This is a genomic window from Shimia sp. R9_1 (assembly GCF_017743775.1).
Classification (GTDB): domain Bacteria; phylum Pseudomonadota; class Alphaproteobacteria; order Rhodobacterales; family Rhodobacteraceae; genus Shimia.
Window position 1 is genome coordinate 620,638 of the sequence record NZ_JAGHRN010000001.1, and the last position, 16,337, is coordinate 636,974.

The 16,337-nt window shown below is 57.5% G+C and carries 17 protein-coding genes; 10 read left to right on the forward strand and 7 right to left on the reverse strand.

Annotation, left to right across the window (positions count from 1 at the left end; genetic code table 11):
* Positions 1 to 31 precede the first annotated feature (31 nt).
* From J7399_RS02930 to J7399_RS02950, 5 genes are read right to left on the reverse strand one after another with little or no spacing between them, the layout of a single operon-like run.
* Positions 32 to 613 (reverse strand): histidine phosphatase family protein, encoded by a 582-nt coding sequence (locus tag J7399_RS02930; RefSeq protein WP_209084050.1) that lies wholly within the window; start codon positions 611 to 613, stop codon positions 32 to 34.
* A 9-nt stretch (positions 614 to 622) separates the two neighbouring features.
* Entirely contained in the window at positions 623 to 1,654 is a 1,032-nt protein-coding gene (locus J7399_RS02935; protein WP_209084052.1) for a MaoC family dehydratase, read from the reverse strand.
* Entirely contained in the window at positions 1,655 to 1,858 is a 204-nt protein-coding gene (locus tag J7399_RS02940; protein WP_209061465.1) for a DUF1737 domain-containing protein, read from the reverse strand. It lies immediately after the preceding gene.
* A 4-nt stretch (positions 1,859 to 1,862) separates the two neighbouring features.
* Positions 1,863 to 2,414 carry an NnrU family protein gene (locus J7399_RS02945; protein WP_209084053.1) on the reverse strand — a complete coding sequence of 184 codons (552 nt, stop codon included), beginning with the start codon at positions 2,412 to 2,414 and terminating at the stop codon, positions 1,863 to 1,865.
* 38 nt (positions 2,415 to 2,452) lie between these two features.
* On the reverse strand, positions 2,453 to 3,307 hold the full coding sequence (locus J7399_RS02950; RefSeq protein WP_209084055.1) for a CoA ester lyase: 855 nt from the start codon (positions 3,305 to 3,307) through the stop codon (positions 2,453 to 2,455).
* A 325-nt stretch (positions 3,308 to 3,632) separates the two neighbouring features.
* Here J7399_RS02950 and J7399_RS02955 point away from each other — a divergent pair, with 325 nt between their 5' ends.
* Complete coding sequence (locus J7399_RS02955; RefSeq protein ID WP_209061470.1) at positions 3,633 to 3,950, forward strand: hypothetical protein; 318 nt, start codon at positions 3,633 to 3,635, stop codon at positions 3,948 to 3,950.
* A gap of 9 nt (positions 3,951 to 3,959) precedes the next feature.
* Here J7399_RS02955 and J7399_RS02960 read toward each other — a convergent pair whose 3' ends face one another.
* Entirely contained in the window at positions 3,960 to 4,700 is a 741-nt protein-coding gene (locus J7399_RS02960) for a sulfite exporter TauE/SafE family protein (RefSeq protein WP_209084057.1), read from the reverse strand.
* Between the two features lie 63 nt (positions 4,701 to 4,763).
* Positions 4,764 to 4,973, reverse strand: a complete 210-nt coding sequence (locus J7399_RS02965) for an SHOCT domain-containing protein (protein ID WP_209077804.1) — start codon at positions 4,971 to 4,973, stop codon at positions 4,764 to 4,766.
* Between the two features lie 222 nt (positions 4,974 to 5,195).
* Here J7399_RS02965 and mdh point away from each other — a divergent pair, with 222 nt between their 5' ends.
* The 9 genes from mdh (at position 5,196) to lpdA (ending at position 16,294) form a co-directional block, all read left to right on the forward strand.
* Entirely contained in the window at positions 5,196 to 6,158 is a 963-nt protein-coding gene (gene mdh / locus J7399_RS02970) for a malate dehydrogenase (protein ID WP_058241421.1), read from the forward strand.
* A gap of 168 nt (positions 6,159 to 6,326) precedes the next feature.
* Positions 6,327 to 6,548 (forward strand): hypothetical protein, encoded by a 222-nt coding sequence (locus J7399_RS02975; protein ID WP_209084059.1) that lies wholly within the window; start codon positions 6,327 to 6,329, stop codon positions 6,546 to 6,548.
* Between the two features lie 294 nt (positions 6,549 to 6,842).
* Positions 6,843 to 8,036 carry an ADP-forming succinate--CoA ligase subunit beta gene (sucC, locus tag J7399_RS02980; RefSeq protein WP_209061479.1) on the forward strand — a complete coding sequence of 398 codons (1,194 nt, stop codon included), beginning with the start codon at positions 6,843 to 6,845 and terminating at the stop codon, positions 8,034 to 8,036.
* A 6-nt stretch (positions 8,037 to 8,042) separates the two neighbouring features.
* Positions 8,043 to 8,477 (forward strand): hypothetical protein, encoded by a 435-nt coding sequence (locus J7399_RS02985; RefSeq protein ID WP_209084061.1) that lies wholly within the window; start codon positions 8,043 to 8,045, stop codon positions 8,475 to 8,477.
* An 18-nt stretch (positions 8,478 to 8,495) separates the two neighbouring features.
* A complete protein-coding gene (gene sucD / locus J7399_RS02990; protein WP_209084063.1) occupies positions 8,496 to 9,383 on the forward strand; it encodes a succinate--CoA ligase subunit alpha in 888 nt (295 codons plus the stop codon).
* A 228-nt stretch (positions 9,384 to 9,611) separates the two neighbouring features.
* Positions 9,612 to 12,572 (forward strand): 2-oxoglutarate dehydrogenase E1 component, encoded by a 2,961-nt coding sequence (locus J7399_RS02995; RefSeq protein ID WP_209084064.1) that lies wholly within the window; start codon positions 9,612 to 9,614, stop codon positions 12,570 to 12,572.
* 3 nt (positions 12,573 to 12,575) lie between these two features.
* Positions 12,576 to 14,072, forward strand: a complete 1,497-nt coding sequence (odhB, locus tag J7399_RS03000; protein WP_209084065.1) for a 2-oxoglutarate dehydrogenase complex dihydrolipoyllysine-residue succinyltransferase — start codon at positions 12,576 to 12,578, stop codon at positions 14,070 to 14,072.
* Between the two features lie 355 nt (positions 14,073 to 14,427).
* Positions 14,428 to 14,817 (forward strand): MAPEG family protein, encoded by a 390-nt coding sequence (locus J7399_RS03005; RefSeq protein WP_209084066.1) that lies wholly within the window; start codon positions 14,428 to 14,430, stop codon positions 14,815 to 14,817.
* Positions 14,818 to 14,896: 79 nt separating this feature from the next.
* A complete protein-coding gene (lpdA, locus tag J7399_RS03010) occupies positions 14,897 to 16,294 on the forward strand; it encodes a dihydrolipoyl dehydrogenase (RefSeq protein WP_209084067.1) in 1,398 nt (465 codons plus the stop codon).
* Positions 16,295 to 16,337 lie beyond the last annotated feature (43 nt).

Here is a 16,337-nt window from a genome sequence, read left to right on the forward strand (position 1 = left end):
CTAGAGCGGCAGTGCGCCTTGGTGTCGAGCGCTAATTGAAACTCATGGTCTCCATCGGCTGCCAGTGATTTTCTGGCACCATGCTGAGTGTATCAAACGCGAACCAATGACCGCCGCCCGCTTGATCCCACCTTCGGTCGATCTTGCGCCTCGCGAGAGCGCAGTACAGTAAGGTGCCCACACCGCCATGCCCACAGATGAGAAGATTTTCGGGGGGAAAAGCCGCCAGGAGCGCGCGCACCTCACTGAGAATCCTCTTTTGTGCGTCAACAGCGCGTTCCCAACCTTCAAAGGACACCTCAGGCGCTCCAAAGAACGCATTGGCCGCGCGCTGAAACGCCTGCTCTGTGAGAAAACCTGTGCTTGAACGGTCATTCTCCCGAAGCCCCTCTCGCACGGCCATAGGCGTTGCTCCAAATTTTGCGGCCAGTGGCCAAGCGGCTTCCAAAGCCTTGCGCTCTGAGCTGGAGGCTACGCGCCAACCTCCTTTAATGCAGCGCGCCGCAAGCGCATCCACGCGCGCCTGTCCCACTTTGCTCAGCCCCCAATCCGGCACAGCAATATGCGGATCGATGTTCACTTCAGGATGGGTCAGGTAGATCGCGCGCGGCATCGTGTTTCCTTACATCGGCATCAATGCCCAATAGTCCAAATCAAGCAGAACCTCAGGCAGGTATTTGCCATCCTCGCCTTTCAGCGCAAACGGCTCACCACCTTTTGTGGCCACCAGCCGCAGGCGAATTGCCCCAACGCCGGGTGCAGAAGTTTCGGCCTTATCAAGCACTTCAGACCAAGCCTTGACCGTCAGACCAGAGAAGGCCGGATTGGCATGTGCGCCGCCGTTCAGGCCCACAATCATCTGTGCGTTGGCCAACCCGTTAAAGCTCAGCGCGCGTGCCAGCGAAATGATGTGGCCACCATAAATCAGGCGCTGCCCATCGGGACGGAAGGTCGCGTCAAAATGCACCTTGGCGGTGTTCTGCCAGAGGCGCGTCGCCATCATATGTTCGGCTTCTTCCAGCGTCACGCCATCGACGTGGTCAATGGTCTCGCCGATTTCATAATCACCCCAACGATGGCTTTCTCCAGCCTGAGAGAAGTCATAGCCGGTGAAATCGAGTCCTTCGGGGATCACGAGGTCCGCAGGATCGATCACCTTGGAAAGTTCCGGCACCACGGCTTCAGGCGCGGGTGCATCTGCATCGCGCTTGCGCACCATCACCCAGCGCACATACTCCATGACAACCTCGTCGCGCTGGTTCATACCGCGCGTGCGCACGTAAACCACCCCGGTCTTGCCGTTGGAGTTCTGCTTCAGACCAATCACTTCGGATGTGGAGCGCAGAGTATCGCCGGCATAAACCGGCTTCAGCCAACGCCCCTCGGCATACCCAAGGTTTGCCACCGCATTCAGCGACACATCCGGAACCGTTTTTCCAAAAACCACGTGGAAGGCCGCGAGATCGTCCAGCGGCGACTGCGGCAAGCCAGAGGCACGCGCAAATTCATCGCTGGAATAAAGCGCATGACGCGCTGGGTAGAGCGCATGATAGAGTGCGCGCTCCCCTGCCCCGACAGTGCGTGGCACAGCGTGTTCAATCACCTGCCCCAGCGAATAGTCTTCAAAAAACCGGCCCGGATTGGTCTTGGCCATTTAGTGTTCTCCCAGTTTAGTCTCCGGGGTGTAGGTGCCTTCCACTTCCTTCACGACCGCCTGGCCACAACGCATCACGCCCGTCGCCTGACAGAAAGTCTGTGTCGGAGAGCCATGAAGCTCCCACCCCTTGTTAAGTGCATCCGTCACCTTGTGACAAAATGCCGATGTGTCTTCTTCTGATAGAAAACGGTAAAGTTTCATGCTCTTAGCCTCCAAATGGCGATGGTCCGATCATGCCATGAATGGCACCGATCACACCCATCAGGACTATAGAAGCGACAAAGAACATGCCATCCTTTGCGATGGTGCCGCGTTCGGTCGGCTCCCAAGGGCCCTCAACCCGGTTGAGCACAACGATTTCCGCAAGCGCCCAAGCCAGCAAGCCGCCAAACAAAACGACCGACGGCGCATCGCCGTTCACCAAGATATGCGCCACCGCCCAGAGCGAAAAACCGATCAGCATCGGATGGCGCATGTTGTTAAACAGCTTGCCCTTGCGAGGCGCTGGGCTCATCAGGAAAATCGCGATGAGCACGAGCAAGTTGTTGATGTGATAGACAAAGCTTGGCGCAATCCAAAGCACATCCTCAATCTCTGCCGCGCGGTAGCCGAGCACCATCAACACGATAGATATAGCCAGTGTCAGGGCAACCAAGCCCTTCCCCTTGTTACCCAATGGCTCCCGCACACCCGGCAACGCCCGCTTGAAAAAATGGGCCGCCGCCCAAAGCAAAACCCCAAGAACCAATAATGTCATCTCGCTCTCCGCTGGATTGTTGGTTGTTGGGGCAGAGGTTACCCCTCAAGTGCGGCGATTGCATCCGCCTTTGCGAGAATCTCTCGTGCGGTGACCACGTGCAGATTTTCGACAATTTTGCCGTCCACCACGGCCACCCCTTGGCCACTGGCTTCGCATTCTTCAAAGGCTGCGATCTGCCGCTTCGCCAGATCAATCTCTGCTTCTGATGGGGCAAATGCCGCGTTGGCCACATCCACCTGCGCCGGGTGGATCAAGGTTTTGCCATCAAAGCCCATGTCACGGCCCTGATCACATTCCGCTTTTAGGCCATCCGCGTCTTTGAAGGCATTATAGACGCCATCCACGATCACGATGCCTTCTGCCTTGGCCGCAAGCAGACACAGCCCAAGCCCTGCCATCATCGGCAAACGGTCAGCACGGAAACGGGTCTGAAGCTCTTTTGCCAAATCATTTGTGCCCATCACAAAGCCGGTGAGCTGCGGATGCGCTGCAATTTCTGCAGCATTCAGCATCCCACGTGGGGTTTCCATCATCGCCCAAATCGGCTTGTCACCGACCAGCGCCGCCAATGCATCCAACTGCGCAGCGCTCTCCACCTTGGGCAACAGCACTGCGTCGCAATCCATTGCGGCGGCGGCCTTGGCGTCAGCCTCTCCCCATTGGGTATCGAGACCATTGATCCGCACAATCCGCATCCGGCTTCCATACCCGCATTGGGAGAGCGCATCCGCCAAAGTGGCCCGGGCGTTTTCCTTCTCGTCAGGAGCAACGGCATCCTCAAGATCAAAGATGATGGCATCCACCGGCAGGCCCCGCGCCTTTTCCAGCGCCCGGTCCTTGGACCCGGGAATGTACAGAACCGAACGATAAGGGCGCGCGCGCTGATCCATGGATGCTCTCCGATTTCCATCTGTAATTTTGTTGCGCAGAATGGGGCATTTTTCTCAGAAAACTTCAAGCTCCTTTTTGCCGCAACGCAGAAATGACGCGCCGTCTTATGAGCAGATACGGTCCGTTAGTACTTTTGATCCACACCATTAACCATTTGTTTTCCAGTTTGGATGCAGATTAACTCTATCGCTTCCTGGGGAGGAGCGAACGCAGACAGAAAGGGCTGCAACACTAATAATAAGAGGCGAAGCAACTAGACACAGATGGCGCGCATTGGCGGGAAAACGTCCGCTGCGTGACAAGATTTTCCTGAAAGGAAACCATATGAAATCCCTGCTTCTGACCCTGACGACCGGTCTTTCCCTGCTCACACTCTCTGCCCCACTGGCGGAGGCACAGACGGCGCGCAATTGCGCGGATCGCGACAAAGTGGTTGAGCGTTTGGCCGACAAATACGGTGAATCCCGACAGGCCCTAGGCCTCGGAGCGCAGGGTGCAATGGTTGAGATCTTTGCCTCTGAGGATTCCGGCAGCTGGACCATCACAATGACCATGCCCAATGGTGCAACCTGCCTGATGGCCACGGGTCAAGCGTTTGAAACCCTTGCCGAAGTGCTCCCGACCAAAGGGGATGACGCTTAACGTGTCATCCTATGTCAGCGCGTCAAAAATAAGCTTCACGCCAGTCACAGACAACAGAATATAAGTCACTACGAAGAAGGCTTTTTCTGAAACGGCGTGATGCGCTTTCACACCGAGATACGCTCCCAGGCAGGCAAACGGCGCAAGCAGCAGGCCTGCCAGAAATGTCTCATAGGTGAAGACGCCTAAGAAGGCATAGGGCACAAACTTCGCGACATTGATCGCCCAAAACACCAGCACCGATGTGGCCTGATATCCCGTCTTACTCAATTCGCGAGACAGCAGATAGACGGCGGCTGGTGGCCCACCGGCATGGCTGACAAAACTGGTGAAACCAGCAACCCCGCCTGCGAGCAACCCCGCGCCAACAGGCAGTTGGCGTGCCGCGGCTTTGCGCGGCCAAAGTTGCCAAATCACAAACCCCAAAGAAACCGCGCCGATAAGCAGGCGCAGCACATCGTCATTGGCCACTTTGAACAATGCTACGCCAAGGGCAACCCCCGGCAAACCGCCTAAAATCAGAACCTTGGCATCTGGCCAGCTCCACCGCTGCCAATAGGGGCGCAAGGTCAGAAGGTCGATCAGCATCAATAGGGGCAGCATCAGCCCCAGGGCCTGCGCGGGCGGAAGAATCAGCGCAAGCAAAACAGCGCTGGCAAAAGCTGCGCCTGACCCAAATCCAGCCTTCGAAATCCCTGCAAAAACGACCGCGAGCGGCGCAACAACAAGAAACGCAAGAGAATCAGTCATGATTTTCCGTCAGAATCAGGCATCACCGCCGCGCCCAAATGTCAGGGACACGAGGCGCGCAGCTTACTCGCCGTCCAAAATCTTCTTGCGCTGCTGCTTGTATTCTTTGTCTGTCAGCAGTCCTTGCGCATAGGCGTCTTCAAGGGATGCGAGCTGTTCGCCAACAGTCGCGGTTTGCACCGTTGTCGTAGTATTCGCATTGCCGCCACCGCATGCAGAAAGCGTTAGCGCTGCCAAACTCAGCGCCATCAGGGTTTTCATCACTGTCGTCATTGCCAATTCTCCTCGGCATTTTTTTGTGTCTTGGCACAAACTTAGACCTACGGCTGCGCACAATTCAAGCGTGCACGACAATGCCAAACCAATAGGCAGAACCCCCGCAACAGGTGACCTAACCCTGCGACACTTCCTAACAGCTCTTGGCCTAAGGCTTGCGTCAAAGCCGTTTTCGACTTAAGCCACCGGCGATATTTAACCGGACCGGAGACAGATCCAATGGCCAGACCTAAGATCGCCCTCATCGGCGCAGGCAACATCGGCGGCACCCTCGCCCACCTCGCTGCAATCAAAGAACTTGGCGACGTCGTTCTTTTCGACATCGCAGACGGCCTGCCCCAGGGCAAGGCGCTCGACATCGCAGAATCCGGCCCTGTTGAGAAAATCGACGCCGCGATGTCCGGCACCTCCGACTACTCCGCGATCGCCGGCGCAGACGTCTGCATCGTGACCGCAGGTGTGGCACGTAAGCCAGGCATGAGCCGTGATGACCTGCTGGGCATCAACCTCAAAGTGATGAAATCCGTTGGCGAAGGCATCCGCGACAACGCACCGGACGCATTTGTGATCTGCATCACCAACCCGCTGGACGCGATGGTTTGGGCGCTACAGAAATTCTCCGGTCTGCCAACACACAAAGTGTGCGGCATGGCAGGTGTTCTGGACTCCGCACGCTTCCGCCACTTCCTGGCAGAAGAATTCAACGTATCCATGCGCGACGTAACCGCCTTCGTTTTGGGCGGCCACGGCGACACCATGGTGCCTTCCGTGCGCTACTCCACCGTTGCAGGTATTCCTCTGCCAGACCTGATCGAGATGGGCTGGACCACGCAGGAGAAACTGGACGCAATGGTACAGCGCACCCGTGACGGTGGCGCAGAGATCGTTGGCCTTCTGAAAACTGGCTCCGCGTTCTACGCACCAGCCGCCTCCGCCATCGAAATGGCTGAAGCCTATCTGAAAGACCAGAAGCGCGTTCTGCCATGTGCCGCATATTGTGACGGCGACCTCGGCGTGAAAGACATGTATGTTGGCGTGCCAACCGTTATCGGCGCAGGTGGTGTTGAGAAAGTTGTGAACATCAAGCTCAACAAAGAAGAGCAAGAGATGTTTGACACCTCTGTCAACGCTGTGAAGGGCCTCGTGGACGCCTGCAAAGGCATCGACAGCTCTCTGGCATAAGCCAAACGACAAGCAATTGAAGGGCCTGCGACATGTTTCGCAGGCCTTTTTCTATGCCTCGTCGCAACACATCATTGATCTTTTTGCCTGAGTTCGGGTTAACTCATCTCCGACGGCGCTGTGCCAGCCGCGCCATATTTCTTTTGAATTCATAAACTTGGAGACACAATGACCAACTCACTCGCAAAAGGCCTTACTCTGGGTACGCTGATCGCCCTTGCAGGCTGCACGTCCTCCGCCCTGCGCAACCAACCTGGCGACACCGCGGATTACAACATCCGTAGCGGGCCACAGACACAGGCGCCAATCACCCCGGGCCCCAACAACACAGTGCCCTACAACGGCACATGGCCATCCGCCGAGGCAGCTCTCGAAGAAGACCTCACCTGATATCCCTCTGCGTCGAAACTCAGGCCATTTCAGGCGCACACCCCTAGTCAGCACTCGCGGGGACCGTTTGCGATAACGGACCCCGCGCATCGACTCAAACCCCCAGCGCCCTTATTTCACTGACAATTTAACAAAATTGTTTTTGGCAGAATTGCTCGCCGTCAATTTGTGATCACACTTTTTCCACCTGTGATCACAAATAACGAAAAATCCACCTTCTTCGCAGAATTTGCTTATCGACCGCCTTGGTCTGTGTCAAAACGCCGCCAATCGCAGCAAGATGGGACCAGTTCTATGAACATCCATGAATATCAGGCGAAAGCCCTGCTTCGCTCCTACGGCGCTCCGGTGTCCGAAGGCCGCGTTGTTCTGAAAGCAGAAGATGCCAAAACCGCCGCTGGTGAACTTGACGGCCCGCTCTGGGTTGTAAAAGCACAGATCCACGCAGGTGGCCGCGGCAAAGGCACCTTTGAGGAAGCTGATGCAGGCGAAAAAGGCGGTGTCCGCCTTGCCAAGTCGGTTGAAGAAGCCGCCGAAGAAGCCAAAAAGATGCTGGGCCGCACCCTTGTGACCCACCAGACCGGCCCAGCGGGCAAGCAGGTCAACCGCATCTACATCGAAGATGGTTCTGACATCGAGCGCGAACTGTATCTGGCCCTGCTCGTGGATCGCCAGACTTCCCGCGTTTCTTTCGTTTGCTCCACCGAAGGCGGCATGGACATCGAAGAAGTTGCGGCCGCAACTCCTGAGAAAATCCTCTCCTTCTCCGTTGACCCAGCCACCGGCTACCAAGCTTACCACGGCCGTCGCGTTGCCTTTGCTCTGGGCCTTGAGGGCGCACAGGTCAAAGAATGCGTGAAGCTGATGGGCATTCTCTACAAAGCCTTCATGGAAAAAGACATGGAGCAGCTGGAGATCAACCCACTGATCGTCATGCCAGGCGGCAAGCTCAAAGTGCTCGACGCCAAAGTCGGCTTTGACGGCAACGCCGTGTACCGCCACCCAGACGTGGCCGAGCTGCGCGACGAAACCGAAGAAGATCCAAAAGAGCTTGAGGCGTCCAAGTACGACCTGAACTACATCGCTCTGGATGGTGAAATCGGCTGCATGGTGAACGGCGCGGGCCTCGCGATGGCCACCATGGACATCATCAAACTCTACGGCGCAGAGCCAGCCAACTTCCTTGACGTAGGCGGCGGTGCAACCAAAGAGAAAGTGACCGAAGCGTTCAAGATCATCACCTCTGACAAAAACGTCAAAGGCATCCTGGTGAACATCTTCGGCGGCATCATGCGCTGCGACGTCATCGCAGAGGGCGTTGTGGCCGCAGTGAAAGAGGTTGGCCTCGAAGTTCCGCTGGTTGTGCGCCTTGAAGGCACCAACGTGGAGCAAGGCAAGGAGATCATCAACACCTCCGGCCTGAACGTGATCGCCGCGGACAACCTCTCTGACGGTGCCGAGAAGATCGTGAAAGCGGTTAAGGGATGATCTGATATGCGTTGTGCGAAGCTCCTATTCATGTTTGCTACGGCTTCGGCCGTCACAGTTGGCACTTCAGCCTTTGCTGCACCTCCTGAAGGAAAAACCTCTTCCATCAAAATTGCAGGCAAACTCTATGGGAGCGTTTGCCAAAACGCCTATCCGAACTTGAAGCTCGCGACTGCAACAGCGGAAGCAAACGGCTTTGAGATCGACAAAAGCACTGGTCTTTATGAGCACCCCAAGTGGGCCATTCAGCTCAGAGTAAACAAAGAGGTCTGCAACGGTCGCTTTGTTGTTCAAAAAGGGCGCGACAAACTGCCCGGAGGTGAATTTGCCGAATGGGCGACTCAAATGATCAAACCCGGCGCAAAGCCGGGTTCCCCCCACATCGAAACCACGCCACTCAGCGCGACACGGTTCAATTTATCTGTGTTTCGGAAGAGATAGCGTAGAAGGAACCTCAATATGGCAATCCTCGTAGACGAAAACACCAAGGTCATCTGTCAGGGCTTCACCGGCTCTCAGGGCACCTTCCACTCTGAACAAGCCATCGCATATGGCACCAAAATGGTCGGCGGCGTGACCCCGGGCAAAGGTGGCATGGAGCATCTGGGCCTTCCGGTCTTTGACTCCGTACATGATGCGAAAGCAAAAACCGAAGCCGATGCTTCCGTGATCTATGTGCCGCCCCCCTTCGCGGCAGATTCGATCCTCGAAGCGATTGACGCGGAAATGGAACTGATCATCTGCATCACCGAAGGCATTCCTGTGCTGGACATGATGAAGGTGCAGCGCGCGCTGGAAAACTCTTCCTCCCGCCTGATCGGCCCAAACTGCCCAGGTGTCATCACACCTGACGCCTGCAAAATCGGCATCATGCCTGGCCACATCCACAAGCGTGGCTCCGTGGGCGTTGTGTCCCGCTCCGGCACTCTGACCTACGAAGCTGTGAAACAGACCGCAGACATCGGTCTGGGCCAGTCCACAGCTGTGGGCATCGGCGGCGACCCAATCAAAGGCACCGAGCACATCGATGTGCTGGACATGTTCCTGTCTGATGACGAGACCCAGTCCATCATCATGATCGGTGAAATCGGTGGCTCTGCAGAAGAAGAAGCCGCAGACTTCCTCGCAAACGAGCGCAAAAAAGGCCGCTGGAAGCCAACCGCTGGCTTCATCGCAGGCCGCACAGCGCCTCCCGGCCGCCGCATGGGCCACGCCGGTGCGATTGTTGCCGGTGGCAAAGGTGGCGCAGAAGACAAGATCGCCGCAATGCAAGAAGCGGGCATCATCGTTGCCGACAGCCCAGCCGGCCTCGGCGAAGCTGTGCTCAAAGCAATCGAGCTGGGCTAAATTGTCCACTCGCACGGCACATATGCAAACTTTCAGCGTCCGAGCCTCATAGGTTCGGGCGCTGTCCCGCATAAGCGTCGCGCAGATAACTGAAAGGTGAACGCGAATTTCTGTGTTTCAAAGCGAACCGCGCTAAGTGTTTTGAAACGTTCACGCGTTCATCTACCCCAACCCCGCCCTACATGGGGCCAATATCAAAACCGGTCCCATTCTCCATGAGGTGCCATCATGACCGAACAGTCGCCTAACGACATCTTCCACGCCTCCTCCTTTATGCAGGGGCACAACGCGGAATACCTCGAACAGATGTACGCCCGCTACGCCGCCGACCCGAATGCGGTTGACGCAACCTGGCAGGAATTCTTCCGTCAGCTCGGCGATGCGGAGCTTGATGTCAAAGCCGAGGCCCAAGGCCCGAGCTGGCAGCGCACCGACTGGCCCCAGCAGCCCAATGATGATCTGACCTCCTCGCTGACCGGCGAATGGGCAGAACCTGCCGAAGCCAAAGCCGCAGGCAACAAGATCAAAGCCAAGGCCGCCGAGAAGGGCGTTACTGTTTCTGACGAGGCCGTCAAACGCGCGGTGCTGGATTCGATCCGCGCCCTCATGCTGATCCGCGCCTACCGTATTCGCGGCCACCTGATTGCTGACATCGACCCATTGGGCATGCGCGATCAGACCCCGCATCCGGAGCTTGATCCAAAGTCCTACGGCTTCACCGATGCAGACATGGATCGCCCAATCTTCATCGATAAGGTTCTGGGTCTCGACATCGCAACCATGCGCGAGATCATGGCCATCGTGAAGCGCACCTACTGTGGCACCTTCGCGCTGCAATACATGCACATCTCCAACCCCGAAGAAGCGGGCTGGCTGAAAGAGCGCATCGAAGGTTATGACAAAGAGATCACCTTCACCCGTGAGGGCCGTAAGGCCATTCTGAACAAGATGGTTGAGGCCGAAGGTTTTGAGAAATTCCTGCACGTCAAATACATGGGCACCAAGCGCTTTGGTCTGGACGGTGGCGAAAGCCTGATCCCGGCTATGGAGCAGGTGATCAAGCGCGGCGGCAACCTCGGCCTGAAAGAGATCGTGATCGGCATGCCCCACCGCGGCCGCCTGTCCGTTCTGGCCAACGTGATGCGCAAGCCGTACCGCGCCATCTTCAACGAATTCCAAGGCGGCAGTTTCAAGCCCGAAGACGTCGACGGCTCTGGCGACGTGAAGTACCACCTCGGTGCTTCCTCTGACCGCGAGTTTGACGGCAACACAGTTCACCTGTCGCTCACCGCGAACCCGTCTCACCTTGAGGCTGTGAACCCTGTTGTGCTCGGCAAAGTCCGCGCCAAGCAGGACCAACTGAACGACGCGCAGCGCACTCAGGTGATGCCTGTGTTGCTGCACGGCGATGCGGCCTTTGCGGGCCAGGGCGTTGTTGCGGAGTGTTTTGCCCTCTCTGGCCTGCGCGGCCACAAAACCGGCGGCACGATGCACATCGTGGTGAACAACCAGATCGGCTTCACCACCGCGCCGCACTTCTCCCGTTCGTCGCCTTACCCAACAGACAACGCTCTGGTGGTTGAAGCCCCGATCTTCCACGTCAACGGGGACGATCCAGAGGCCGTGGTACACGCTGCAAAGGTCGCGACCGAGTTCCGCCAGAAGTTCCAGAAAGACGTCGTGCTCGACATCTTCTGCTACCGCCGCTTTGGTCACAACGAGGGCGACGAGCCCATGTTCACCAACCCGGTGATGTACAAGCGCATCAAGAAGCAGAAGACCACGCTGACGCTTTACACAGAACGTCTGGTCAAGGACGGCCTGATCCCCGAAGGCGAAATCGAGGATATGAAGGCAGCGTTCCAGGCGCATCTGAATGAAGAGTTTGAGGTCGGCAAAGACTACAAACCCAACAAAGCAGATTGGCTCGATGGCCGTTGGTCCCACCTCGACAAACGCGGCGAGGACTACGAGCGTGGTCAGACGTCTATCAAAAAAGACACTCTTGCAGAGATCGGCAAGGCACTGACCTCCGTGCCTGCGGGCTTCCCGCTGCACAAAACCGTGGGCCGACTTCTCGACACCCGTGGCAAGATGTTTGAAACCGGCAAAGGCTTTGACTGGGCCACCGCTGAAGCGCTGGCTTTCGGCTCCCTGATGACAGAGGGCTACCCAGTCCGCCTGGCCGGTCAGGACGCCACACGCGGCACCTTCTCTCAGCGTCACTCCGGCATCGTGAACCAGGAAACGGAAGAGCGCTACTATCCGCTCAACAACATCCGTGCCGGTCAAAGCCAGTACGAAGTCATCGATTCCGCGCTCTCTGAGTACGCCGTACTCGGCTTTGAATATGGCTACTCGCTGGCAGAACCAAACGCGCTGACCCTTTGGGAAGCCCAGTTTGGCGACTTCGCCAACGGCGCGCAGATCATGTTTGACCAGTTCATCAGCTCCGGCGAAAGCAAATGGCTGCGTATGTCCGGTCTGACCGTTCTGCTGCCACACGGCTTTGAAGGTCAGGGTCCAGAGCACAGCTCTGCCCGCCTGGAACGCTTCCTGCAGATGTGTGGGGGAGACAACTGGATCGTGGCGAACTGCTCGACTCCGGCGAACTACTTCCACATCCTGCGCCGCCAGCTGCACCGCACTTTCCGTAAACCGCTGATCCTGATGACGCCAAAATCCTTGCTGCGTCACAAGCTCTGCATTTCGGAAGCCGAAGATTTCACTGATGGGTCTTCTTTCCACCGCGTGTTGTGGGATGACGCCGAAAAGGGCAACTCCAACACTGAGCTGAAGAAAGACAAAGACATCAAACGCGTCGTGATGTGCTCCGGCAAGGTCTACTTTGACCTGCTCGAAGAGCGTGACGCACGCGGCATTGATGACATCTACCTGATGCGTATTGAGCAATACTACCCGTTCCCGGCGCACTCGCTGATCAAGGAACTGGAACGCTTCAAAGACGCCGAGATGGTCTGGTGTCAGGAAGAGCCCAAGAACCAGGGTGCTTGGTCCTTCATTGAGCCAAACATCGAATGGGCGCTGACCCGCATCAAAGCAAAACACACCCGCCCGATCTACGCAGGCCGCGCAGCATCCGCGTCGCCCGCCACTGGTCTGGCAAGCCAACACAAGTCACAACAAGCAGCGCTGGTCGATGCCGCGCTCACCATGGAAGGGAACTAATCCATGACCGAAGTCCGAGTCCCCACTCTTGGCGAAAGCGTCACCGAAGCGACCGTCGCCACCTGGTTCAAAAAGCCGGGTGACGCGGTTGCCGTGGACGAAATGCTTTGCGAACTGGAAACCGACAAAGTGACCGTCGAAGTACCTGCGCCAGCGGCCGGCGTTCTGGGCGAAATCGTTGCAGCCGAAGGCGACACCGTAGGTGTTGACGCCCTGCTGGCCACCATCACCGCAGGTGAAGGTGCGGCACCAGCCCCTGCCCCAGCAGCGGCGGAAGCTCCAGCAGCCGCACCGGCTGCGGCCGGTGGCGACGCTGTGGATGTGATGGTCCCAACTCTGGGCGAGTCTGTGACCGAAGCAACCGTTTCCACATGGTTCAAAGCTGTGGGTGACACCGTTGCCCAAGACGAAATGCTCTGTGAGCTGGAAACCGACAAGGTCTCCGTTGAAGTACCGGCCCCTGCCGCAGGTGTGCTGAGCGAAATCCTCGCGCCAGAAGGCACCACCGTGGACGCCTCCGCGAAGCTCGCCGTTATCGGCGGCGCATCGGGTGCTGGGGCAGCAGCGCCTGCAGCAGCCCCAGCACCAGCCTCTTCTGCGGATGTGGAAAATGCACCTTCCGCCAACAAACTGATGGCAGAAAAAGGCATTGATCCAGCCGCTGTGACCGGCTCCGGTCGCGACGGTCGCATCATGAAAGAAGACGTGCTGAAAGCCGCTCTTGCCCCTGCTCAGGCACCGGCAGCAGCAGCTCCGGCCCCGGCAGCCGCACCACGCGCCCCTGTTGCGGCAGAGGACGCGTCTCGCGAAGAGCGCGTGAAAATGACCCGTCTGCGTCAGACCATCGCGCGCCGCTTGAAAGACAGCCAGAACACCGCCGCCATGCTCACCACCTACAACGAGGTGGACATGACCGAGGTAATGGCGCTGCGCAGCCAGTACAAAGACCAGTTCGAAAAGAAACATGGCGTGCGCCTGGGCTTCATGTCCTTCTTCACCAAAGCGTGCTGTCACGCTCTGAAAGAAGTGCCTGAAGTGAACGCAGAGATCGACGGCACTGACATCGTGTACAAGAATTTCGTACACATGGGCGTTGCGGCGGGCACCCCGACCGGTCTGGTTGTACCCGTGATCCGTGATGCGGACAGCATGTCCTTTGCCGACATCGAGAAAGCAATTTCCGAGAAAGGCAAACGCGCACGCGACGGCAAGCTCTCCATGGCAGAGATGCAGGGCGGCACCTTCACCATCTCCAACGGTGGTGTTTACGGCTCCCTGATGTCTTCCCCGATCCTGAACCCACCGCAGTCCGGTATCCTGGGCATGCACAAAATTCAGGACCGTCCGATGGCGATCAACGGCCAAGTGGTGATCCGTCCGATGATGTATCTGGCGCTCAGCTATGACCACCGCATCGTTGACGGCAAAGGTGCTGTGACCTTCCTCGTACGCGTGAAGGAAGCGCTGGAAGATCCCCGCCGCCTGCTGATGGATCTGTAAGACAATTGCGGGGCTGGAACACACTCCAGCCCCGCATTCGTTAGCGGCCGCTCTTGAGCGTGGCGATGGTTCGCTGGCACCCCAGGGCACACACAGAGGGCAGACAATGATCTTTGGACAAGATCACCTCCATTCCTCTCGTCCTAGATATCGGGGAGCACGCGCATCTAAAATGCGTCAGCAACTGCGCCCTACTCCTATCAAAGCTAGTGTTCTTTTACCGACAAAGCACAGCCGCTTTAACGACGCGATACTGCTGCAATACCGACGCGATACCGACCCGAAATTTCGCTTGACCTGACGCCTCTGCCAAAGCCCGATACAAAGACCAAATCACCACAACAGGACGCTCCCCATGACCCACGAACTGACAATCCTGACTTATGCTGGCCTGCTCTGGGGCTTGCAGTTCCTCGCTTATCTCGCGGTTGGGCACGGCAAGATGGATTTCGACTGGGCTATGGGACCACGCGATCAGGAAGGCGAACGCCCCGGCGCTGTTGGGCGTATGCACCGTGCGCTGGCCAACCACACCGAAGGCTTGGTGCTCTTTGCCGTCGCCGCATTGGTGGTCTCAGTTTCCGGCCAGTCCACAGGCTTCACCGCGACTTGCGCGAGCATCTATCTTGGCGCAAGACTGCTCTATGTCCCAGCGTATGCTCTGGCATGGCAGCCTTGGCGTACAGTCATCTGGTTGGTGAGCTTCTTCGCCACAATGGCGATGCTTGTCGCAGCACTTATCTAACTGACAAATAACATAATCTTCGAACTGTGGCGGCAAATTTCACAATGCCCGGTTCCCTAAAATCAAAAGGACCCCGTAAATGGCAACTTATGACGTCATCATCATCGGCGCTGGCCCGGGCGGCTATGTCTCTGCGATCCGCTGCGCTCAGCTGGGCCTAAAAACCGCCATCGTAGAGGGCCGTGAAACCCTCGGCGGCACCTGCCTGAACGTTGGCTGTATCCCGTCCAAAGCCCTGCTTCACGCCACCCACGAACTGCACGAAGCTGAGCACAACTTCGCAGGCATGGGTCTGAAAACCGGCGCCGTGAAGGTCGACTGGGATCAGATGAAAACCTATAAATCCGAGGTGGTTGGCCAGAACACCGGCGGTGTTGAGTTCCTCATGAAGAAGAACAAGATCGACTGGCTCAAAGGCTGGGCATCGATCCCTGAGGCCGGCAAAGTCAAAGTTGGCGACGACGTACACGAAACCAAAAACATCGTGATCGCGTCCGGCTCCGTACCATCCTCCCTGCCCGGTGTGGAAGTCGACAACGGCAAGGGCATCGTGGTGGACAGCACTGGCGCACTTGATCTGCCAAAGATTCCAAAGAAGATGACCGTGATCGGTGCTGGCGTGATTGGCCTGGAGCTTGGCTCTGTCTACGCGCGCCTCGGCTCCGAGGTCACTGTGGTTGAGTACATGGATGCAGTCTGCCCAGGTATGGACGCGGACGTTCAGCGTACCTTCAAGCGCATTCTGGAAAAGCAGGGTCTCAAGTTCATCATGGGCGCTGCTGTGTCCGGTGTAGAAGCGGCCAAGTCCAAAGCTAAGGTCAAGTATGCACTGAAGAAATCCCCGGATACTGAGGAAACGCTGGACGCGGATGTTGTGCTGGTTGCCACAGGGCGCAAGCCATTCTCCGAAGGCCTGGGCCTCGACGCCCTTGGCGTCAAACTGACCGAGCGCGGCCAGATCGCAACCAACGCGCATTGGGCCACCAATGTGCCAGGCGTCTACGCAATCGGCGACGTCATCGAAGGCCCAATGCTTGCGCACAAAGCCGAAGACGAAGGCATGGCGGTTGCCGAAGTAATCGCTGGAAAACATGGCCACGTGAACTACGGCGTGATCCCAGGTGTGGTCTACACCACTCCAGAAGTGGCCACCGTTGGCGCCACAGAGGCCGCTCTGAAAGCCGAAGGCCGCAAGATCAAAGTGGGCAAGTTCAACTTCATGGGCAACGGCCGCGCCAAAGCCGTGCATCAGGCCGATGGCTTTGTGAAACTCATTGCCGATGCGGAAACCGATCGCGTGGTTGGCGCAGCGATCATCGGCCCGGCGGCCGGTGACATGATCCACGAGATCTGCGTTGCAATGGAATTCGGCGCATCCGCTCAGGACATCGCCCTGACCTGTCACGCCCACCCAACCTACTCCGAAGCCGTGCGCGAAGCCGCTCTGGCTTGTGGTGACGGTGCGATCCACGCTTAAGTCTCTGTCAGACATCAAAAAGACGAAGGGCGCCCATCAGGCG

Excerpts from the sequence above, each read along its gene's own strand:
- J7399_RS02930 (WP_209084050.1), bottom strand. The coding sequence starts at position 613 with ATGCCGCGCGCGATCTACCTGACCCATCCTGAAGTGAACATCGATCCG.
- J7399_RS02935 (WP_209084052.1), bottom strand. The coding sequence starts at position 1,654 with ATGGCCAAGACCAATCCGGGCCGGTTTTTTGAAGACTATTCGCTGGGG.
- J7399_RS02940 (WP_209061465.1), bottom strand. The coding sequence starts at position 1,858 with ATGAAACTTTACCGTTTTCTATCAGAAGAAGACACATCGGCATTTTGT.
- J7399_RS02945 (WP_209084053.1), bottom strand. The coding sequence starts at position 2,414 with ATGACATTATTGGTTCTTGGGGTTTTGCTTTGGGCGGCGGCCCATTTT.
- J7399_RS02950 (WP_209084055.1), bottom strand. The coding sequence starts at position 3,307 with ATGGATCAGCGCGCGCGCCCTTATCGTTCGGTTCTGTACATTCCCGGG.
- J7399_RS02955 (WP_209061470.1), top strand. The coding sequence starts at position 3,633 with ATGAAATCCCTGCTTCTGACCCTGACGACCGGTCTTTCCCTGCTCACA.
- J7399_RS02960 (WP_209084057.1), bottom strand. The coding sequence starts at position 4,700 with ATGACTGATTCTCTTGCGTTTCTTGTTGTTGCGCCGCTCGCGGTCGTT.
- J7399_RS02965 (WP_209077804.1), bottom strand. The coding sequence starts at position 4,973 with ATGACGACAGTGATGAAAACCCTGATGGCGCTGAGTTTGGCAGCGCTA.
- mdh (WP_058241421.1), top strand. The coding sequence starts at position 5,196 with ATGGCCAGACCTAAGATCGCCCTCATCGGCGCAGGCAACATCGGCGGC.
- J7399_RS02975 (WP_209084059.1), top strand. The coding sequence starts at position 6,327 with ATGACCAACTCACTCGCAAAAGGCCTTACTCTGGGTACGCTGATCGCC.
- sucC (WP_209061479.1), top strand. The coding sequence starts at position 6,843 with ATGAACATCCATGAATATCAGGCGAAAGCCCTGCTTCGCTCCTACGGC.
- J7399_RS02985 (WP_209084061.1), top strand. The coding sequence starts at position 8,043 with ATGCGTTGTGCGAAGCTCCTATTCATGTTTGCTACGGCTTCGGCCGTC.
- sucD (WP_209084063.1), top strand. The coding sequence starts at position 8,496 with ATGGCAATCCTCGTAGACGAAAACACCAAGGTCATCTGTCAGGGCTTC.
- J7399_RS02995 (WP_209084064.1), top strand. The coding sequence starts at position 9,612 with ATGACCGAACAGTCGCCTAACGACATCTTCCACGCCTCCTCCTTTATG.
- odhB (WP_209084065.1), top strand. The coding sequence starts at position 12,576 with ATGACCGAAGTCCGAGTCCCCACTCTTGGCGAAAGCGTCACCGAAGCG.
- J7399_RS03005 (WP_209084066.1), top strand. The coding sequence starts at position 14,428 with ATGACCCACGAACTGACAATCCTGACTTATGCTGGCCTGCTCTGGGGC.
- lpdA (WP_209084067.1), top strand. The coding sequence starts at position 14,897 with ATGGCAACTTATGACGTCATCATCATCGGCGCTGGCCCGGGCGGCTAT.